Source organism: Paenibacillus sp. P46E (assembly GCF_001909095.1).
Lineage (GTDB): Bacteria > Bacillota > Bacilli > Paenibacillales > Paenibacillaceae > Paenibacillus_AQ > Paenibacillus_AQ helianthi.
In genome coordinates, this window is the sequence record NZ_LVYZ01000092.1 from 1 (window position 1) to 7,706 (window position 7,706).

General features: G+C 48.0%; 4 protein-coding genes. All 4 read left to right on the forward strand.

What is annotated here, in order from left to right:
- On the forward strand, positions 1 to 3,282 hold a 3,282-nt coding region (locus A3849_RS29920; RefSeq protein ID WP_256701098.1), incomplete at its 5' end, for an HNH endonuclease.
- 25 nt (positions 3,283 to 3,307) lie between these two features.
- On the forward strand, positions 3,308 to 3,775 hold the full coding sequence (locus tag A3849_RS29925) for a DUF6985 domain-containing protein (protein ID WP_074114718.1): 468 nt from the start codon (positions 3,308 to 3,310) through the stop codon (positions 3,773 to 3,775).
- Between the two features lie 400 nt (positions 3,776 to 4,175).
- Positions 4,176 to 6,683 carry an uL18 family ribosomal protein gene (locus A3849_RS29930; protein ID WP_256701099.1) on the forward strand — a complete coding sequence of 836 codons (2,508 nt, stop codon included), beginning with the start codon at positions 4,176 to 4,178 and terminating at the stop codon, positions 6,681 to 6,683.
- A 124-nt stretch (positions 6,684 to 6,807) separates the two neighbouring features.
- Positions 6,808 to 7,194 (forward strand): immunity 22 family protein, encoded by a 387-nt coding sequence (locus A3849_RS29935; protein ID WP_074114719.1) that lies wholly within the window; start codon positions 6,808 to 6,810, stop codon positions 7,192 to 7,194.
- Positions 7,195 to 7,706: the final 512 nt, after the last annotated feature.

Below are 7,706 nucleotides of genomic sequence, written 5' to 3' on the forward strand. Positions count from 1 at the left end.
TACGCCCAGGCGGTGGATGTTTCTGCTGGGGCTTTCGCGAAGCAGAAGCAGAAGACCCGGCAGGGGTTGCCGGCCATTCCAGCCCCGACAGGGCTGAAAGGCAAAGTCTTTCAAGCCCGGAAAAAGCCAGCGCCACTGAAACACTCCGCACCGGAGGGGTACAGAAGCGAGCGCACCGGCGGGACTGCGACAACGGGGAACCTGGAGCGAATGAACATCGGATCTTCCGGCTCGGAAGGTAATCCCGAAGCCATGTTGGGTGAAATCCGGTCCGCTGCGGCGCAGCCTCCGGGCATCAGCATGACCGGTGAGGCGGACCCCGCCCAGCTCGAAGGCTTCAATCAGGAGGCGTCCCAGCAGGTAGGGGCAGCCAAGCAGGCGGAGATGGGCCAGATCCACACTCCGTTTGGTGAGAATGACATTTATCCCGAACCGGACGGTTCCACGCTGAAGGCTTCCGCAGAGCTGCAGGGCGGGAATGCACCCGGAGCTAAGAAGCTGCCCGCACTGGGAGTGCCTGCGGACATGACGGCCGGACTCAATCGCAGCCTTGCCCCGGAAATGAAGAAGCAGCTGGGCGCCAAGCAGGCGGAATACAGCAAGGAAAAAGCGAAATTCGACAGCAAGGTACTGATCTCCAAAGCAGACAGCCACGCGCAGATCCAGCAGGCAGAAGCCGATGCCAAGAACAAGCAACTGAGCCAGCAGGCGGGGGCCCAGGCAGAAGTCGACAACCTGCGCGGGGAATGGAAAAACGAGCTGGATGCAGCCGAAGCCGACTATGCCGGACAGGCTGGAGCAGCGGCGCAGCAGAAAAAAGGTGAGATCAACAGCGTCCGGACCGAAAAGGAACGCGAAGCGCAGAAAAAGCAGTCCGAAGCGGAGCGGGAAGCCACTCAGGCCTACAGCAAAGCCAAGAAGGATGCCGACGGCAAGCATGCAGAAGAGAAAGCAAAGGAAGAGAAAAAAGGCGGCTTCCTCGGCTGGGTGAAGGACAAACTCGAAGCCGTGGTCGATCTTGTCAAAAAAGCAGTCAACTTTATTTTCGAGGGCCTCCGCAAAGCAGTGAAGTTCATTTTTGAAAAAGCCAAACAAGCCGTGCTGGGCATCATCGAGCTGGGCCGCAAGCTGATCACCAACCTGATCAAGGGACTTGGTGTGCTGCTGAAAAAACTGGTCTCCGTGGTGTTTGCCAAATTCCCGGGCATCGCCGCCAAAATATGCAGCAAAATTGATGGCGTCGTCAACAAGGCCGTGAAGGCCGTCAACCAGCTGGCACAGAAGCTCAAAACCAAAGTCACGCAGGTCATGGACTTCCTGGCCGCTAAGGTGGATCAGGCGCTGGCTGCGGTACAGAACTTCTACAGTAAGTTAATCTCAAGCCTCGGCAACCTGCTCATTGCTACGTTTCTGGATGTGCTTGCCCGGATGGGGGCGCTGGGTAAAGCGGCGAAGCGCTCGCTCAGTCACCTGGAAGGCAAGATGTGGGAGTATCTGCTCGGAGTAGACATCTCCAAGCCTATGGGGGCAGGAGCGGCAGAAGGCGCAGCGGCAGAGCAGGCGCAGGCATCCGAAGCAGGTCAAGCGGACGAGAAGCTTACCGCAGACGACATCGAAATGGAGTCGGTCGAAGCGGGTGAGATGGATCCGGCACTGGTGCAGGAAGCGAACCTTAAAGATGGGGAGAGCAAGCAGCTCTCCGGCAGCCGCGATCCGGCCACCATGGACAGCATCATGGCAGAATTCGATACTGGAAAAGCGGATCAAAGCCTGGGCAGCAAAATTGCCGATGGTGCGAAACTTCGTGCGAGCAATGCGAAAATGCTGTTTGACCAGATTAAATCATATGTAATAAAATGGATGAAGAGTAATGGATTGAAGCTTTTGGCTGCCCTTGCAGGGATCTTGGTTGGTGTCGTGGCTGCAGAGATCATCACAGGCGGGGCGATCACGGCTGCACTCCCGATGATTATCAACCTGATCACGGTATATCTGCAAGCGGATGCGATTAAATCCGTGGCCCAGACGATTGTCCAAGCCTCGGGCTATATTGGCACCTACCTGAGCCAGGGCTGGCAGAAGATGATCGAGCCGGCCGCCATTGCACTGGCAACGGCACTCGCGATGGGACTTGTGGAGCTTGCGATGGAGCTTGGCTTCAAGGCGATCGGCAAAGGGCTGAACAAAGCCGGACAAGCCGTGAAGAAAGGCGTTGGAGCTGCGGCCACTGGTGCGAAGAAGGTAGCGGGTGCAGGAGTCAAAGGCATCAAGAGCCTGTTGAAATCTGGAGCCAAGCTGGCATCCAAGAGTGGCAGCATGATCATCCGTCACGGTAAAATCGTGATCAAGAGCCTGCAAAAGGGGCTTATGAAGGGGGCCAAAAAGCTCCAGGGTCTGGTGGACCGGATTCTGCAGAAGTTCAAGTTCAAGCGGTTCAAGCTGGAGCGTAAGGGTAAGCATATCCGTCTGTATGGCGAGGTTAATCCTTGGGTGCTGCTGATTGACGGGGAACTGCGGGACATCAAGGAGCAGAATCTTGAAAAGGAATTAAAGAAACTTGAACTCGATGGCAAGAAACCGATCAAGCTTAGTGATGCGGAATATAGTAAACTCAGTAAGCTAGAGGATACAGAACTTGAAAATATCTCTAAGAATGCAGATGGAGATAAAAGCAAGATTGATTTTAAAAGCGTTAAGGGGACGGGAAAGATTGATGAAACTCCCCCTGCCTTCAAGCAGACTGAATTTTCTAGTTCATATGAGGCAAGGCTTAATCAAACACCTGCACCTGAGAATCCTAATGTTGTTTTTGAAGGAATAAGGGGTGAATCTAAGTGTACTCTTAAACCGCCGCCTGATCCTGAGGTACAAAAAATATTGGATGCATCCGGAATAGATGGTATAAAGTACAAAAATGGAATTCCTGACTTTTCACCTGTAGCAAAAGCACAGTTGGAAATCGACCATATGATCGGTGGCACTGGTAGTAAGAACGGAAATAGGGCTAGACGATCTAATTTTGCTCAAGCGAACTACAAACTGGCTGAGCAGCTAAATAAATCTCCTGAATTGGCTAGCCAGTTCGGTATGCAGCCTGGAAATATTACAGCAAGTGATATAGAAGATTTCCGAGTCGCGAAGAATCTAACATGGCATGAATTAAATGATGGAAAAACGATGCAGCTTGTACCATCAGTGATAAACAGTAAATTTGGACATCTTGGCGGAGTCGGAGAAATAAATGCTGGGGCGTATATGCCCGGAGGATTTGCAACAAAATAGGAAGCATTTTATAGGAGCGTGTAAAATGATAATTAATGATGCGGTTTTTGGAGAGCTCGAATATGACTATGTATGGTTTAAGGATACTGTTATCGAGTTTTGTGGAAAACAATTTGAAATTTTTTTTTCAGTAAGCGGTGAAAAGAATGGGGAGTTTTTAGATAAACAATATATTGCTTATCAAGCATTCATAAAAAGTTGGGAAAAAATACAGCAAAATATTTTACAACCGTTATTAGATTATTACAATCAAAAAAGGCATGAACTTGGTTATGATGTTTCGTTCAATGAAAACTATCCCTTCATTGAAACGATTGATCAACTTCTTGAAAGGATAAGTTTAGTCGGGATTTCTGTTCTATATACGAAGAGTCTTGAAGGCAGATATATTGGGCTATCTTTCGATTCTACATGGGATGAAGAAAATGGATTAGGTGTACTTCTAATGAATGAAGAAATCGCCAGAGTTGGATACCAGGATGTTGCGATGTGAATACTTTGGAATAGGGGAACCCAGTGACGAATGAATTCTTTATTCAATCAGTAACTCACTTAACCTATGTAATACCCCGTATTAAGATTTCCTAATTTTCGTTTGTACGCATGATATGCTTGATTAATTAAAACCTAGATAACACTAAAACCTTACATAAAACAGGTCGATTATGGTCAGACACTACCATGATTGCCCTGTTTTTTGTTACCTTTATCAAATTGCGGCTTTTAAAGATTACTCGTAACTATAGAATACCTTATAACAATTGTGACGCTGAGAAAGAGAAAATCGCAACTTTAAAAATGGATAGCACATAACTATAGGTTTTATGCAAGGAATAGGACTTTGTCCGACAATTAAACGACCCTTGTAACGATGATTACGGTGCGAAAGAAATTTGGTACGACCAGCCAACATAAAAGGTAAGGTTATTTTTAAAGCGAGTCGCCTTGCCCCGGAAATGAAGAAGCAGCTGGGCGCCAAGCAGGTGGAATACAGCAAGGAAAAAGCGAAATTCGACAGCAAGGTACTGATCTCCAAAGCAGACAGCCACGCGCAGATCCAGCAGGCAGAAGCCGATGCCAAGAATAAGCAACTCAGCCAGCAGACCGGAGCCAAGGCGGAAGTCGACAACCTGCGCGGGGAATGGAAAAACGAACTGGATGCAGCCGAAGCCGACTATGCCGGACAGGCTGGAGCGGCAGCGCAGCAGAAAAAAGGCGAGATCAACAGCGTCCGGACCGAAAAAGAACGGGAAGCGAAGAAAAAGCAGTCTGAAGCGGAGCGGGAAGCCACTCAGGCCTACAGCAAAGCTAAGAAGGATGCGGACGGCAAGCATGCAGAAGAGAAAGCAAAGGAAGAGAAAAAAGGCGGCTTCCTCGGCTGGGTGAAGGACAAACTCGAAGCCGTGGTCGATCTTGTCAAAAAAGCGGTCAACTTTATTTTCGAGGGCCTCCGCAAAGCGGTGAAGTTTATTTTTGAAAAAGCCAAACAAGCCGTGCTGGGCATCATCGAGCTGGGCCGCAAGCTGATCACCAACCTGATCAAAGGCCTGGGCACGCTGCTCAAAAAGCTGGTCTCCGTGGTATTTGCCAAATTCCCGGGCATCGCCGCCAAAATATGCAGCAAAATTGACGGCGTCGTCAACAAGGCTGTTAAGGCTGTCAACCAGCTGGCACAGAAGCTCAAAACCAAAGTCACACAGGTCATGGACTTCCTGGCCGCCAAGGTGGATCAGGCGCTGGCTGCGGTACAGAACTTCTATACCAAGTTAATCTCAACCCTGGGTACCCTGCTCATTGCTACATTTCTGGATGTGCTGGCCCGGATGGGGGCGCTCGGCAAGGCGGCGAAGCGTTCACTCAGCCACCTGGAAGGCAAGATGTGGGAGTATCTGCTGGGAGTAGATATCTCCAAGCCCATGGGAGCAGGGGCGGCAGAAGGCGCAGCAGCGGAGCAGGCGCAGGACACCGGTCAGCCTCAAGCGGACGAGAAGCTTACGGCAGACGACATCGAAATGGAGTCGGTCGAAGCGGGTGAGATGGATCCTGCACTGGTGCAGGAAGCGAACCTCAAGGACGGGGAGAGCAAGCAGCTCTCCGGCAGCCGCGATCCGGCCACCATGGATAGCATCATGGCGGAATTCGATACCGGAAAGGCGGATCAAAGCCTGGGCAGCAAAATTGCCGATGGCGCGAAACTTCGTGCGAGCAATGCGAAAATGCTGTTTGACCAGATTAAATCATATGTAATAAAATGGATGAAGAGTAATGGATTGAAGCTTTTGGCTGCGATCATCGGCATATTGGTAGGCGTGGTGGCTGCGGAGATCATCACAGGCGGGGCGATCACGGCTGCACTCCCGATGATTATCAACCTGATCACGGTATATCTGCAAGCGGATGCGATTAAATCCGTGGCCCAGACTATTGTCCAAGCCTCGGGCTATATTGGCACCTACCTGAGCCAGGGCTGGCAGAAGATGATCGAGCCGGCCGCCATTGCACTGGCAACGGCACTCGCGATGGGACTTGTGGAGCTTGCGATGGAGCTTGGCTTCAAGGCGATCGGCAAAGGGCTGAACAAAGCCGGACAAGCCGTGAAGAAAGGCGTTGGAGCTGCGGCCACTGGTGCGAAGAAGGTAGCGGGTGCAGGAGTCAAAGGCATCAAGAGCCTGTTGAAATCTGGAGCCAAGCTGGCATCCAAGAGCGGCAGCATGATCATCCGTAACGGCAAAATCGTGATCAAGAGCCTGCAAAAGGGGTTCATGAAGGGGGCCAAAAAGCTCCAGGGTCTGGTGGACCGGATTCTGCAGAAGTTTAAGTTCAAACGGTTCAAGCTGGAGCGCAAGGGTAAGCATATCCGTCTGTATGGCGAGGTTAATCCTTGGGTGCTGCTGATTGACGGGGAACTGCGGGACATCAAGGAGCAGAATCTTGAAAAGGAATTAAAGAAACTAGAACTTGATGGCAAGAAGCCGATCAAGCTTAGTGAAACCGATTATAAGAAACTTGATAAGCTTGATGCTACAGAGCTAGAGGTTATTGCTAAACATGCAGATGGAAATAAAGATAAGAATGATTTTATAAGCGTTGAGGGGACGGGTAATGTACTTGATTCTGTCCCATCAGTTAAAAACAGTGAGTTCAATAAATGGTTCAATTCTTTGACTCCTGATGAGTTTGATAAAGTGTGGGCAGACCCTAAACTAGTAGATACCATTAAAGACCGGCTCAGACAGCCTGGTGGATTACATGAGTGGCACTTGGTATCAAGAGCAGACGTATTCAAAAGATGGGGAGTAACAAGCGAACAAATTGCTGAAATGAGGCCCCCTTATAAGCGAGACCAAATTCGTGAATCCCACTGGCAAATATGGTGGGAAAGATTCAACAAAAGCACATAATGAACTGTTAGAAATTATTGATTCGTCTACTGATTACGATATGTTTAAAAGAAGATTGCAAAATTGGGCGAATAATAGATTTGAAGGTGGGGTAGATGCATTAAAACCTTAGAGGAGGCTTAACATGGAAAAGGAAGGATTCGCATCTCTATGGGTAGGAAATATTCAATCTTCCGAGGAACTGGATAGATTACTTGTTGTTTCTTATTCAGATGAGGGAGAGTTTATTCCATCTATATTTGCTAAACACTTTGAGATTCGCAGATATGATGATGCAGTAAGAGAAGCAGAATATTATGAAGAACCAAGTAATGACCTAAATCAATTACTTGAAGGATTCTCTTATGATGATGAAATCGTCCCGAAATTTAATACATTAGTGCAGGAAGAATTTCCAAATGATATTAATGCTGTTATTTTACTTTATAACTTTAAGTATACTGGGGAGATTGTTGAAGCTACAATTCTATCTAATTACCTGAGATATTTAGGTTCGGTGGAATACCAGTAAAGGGGCTATCCAGTGTCGAATGAACCCATTATTCCCTTAGTTACACATATAATCCATGTAATACTCGTATAAAGATTTCGTCATTACTGTTGTATGCACGTATATGTTTGAATTTTATACCCTAATTAACGCTACTCCGCTGCATTGAACAGGTCGATTATGGTCAGATACCACCATGGTTGACCTGTTTTTTGTCATCTTCGTTTTCTTACGGTTATAAATTCTTTGAAAAACATCCTGAACTAGAAGGAGATGTAGTTGTTCACCATTCTGTTGAACAGCAAGTTTTGAGAAAGTCTGAATATAAGGTACTGTTCGCTAAGGATAGGTTCATCACAGAAAAAAAAGAAAAGGCCGATATGGTCAACAACGTTTTCTATGAAAAATTCTACAAGATTAAGCTTTATGTGGGCCTATTAATATTGCTTTTTAATAAAATCCCTTGAAGAGAATGTTAAATGTCTTCAAGGGATTTTTTATGCTCCATTCCTGTAATTTAGACTCTTTTTGAC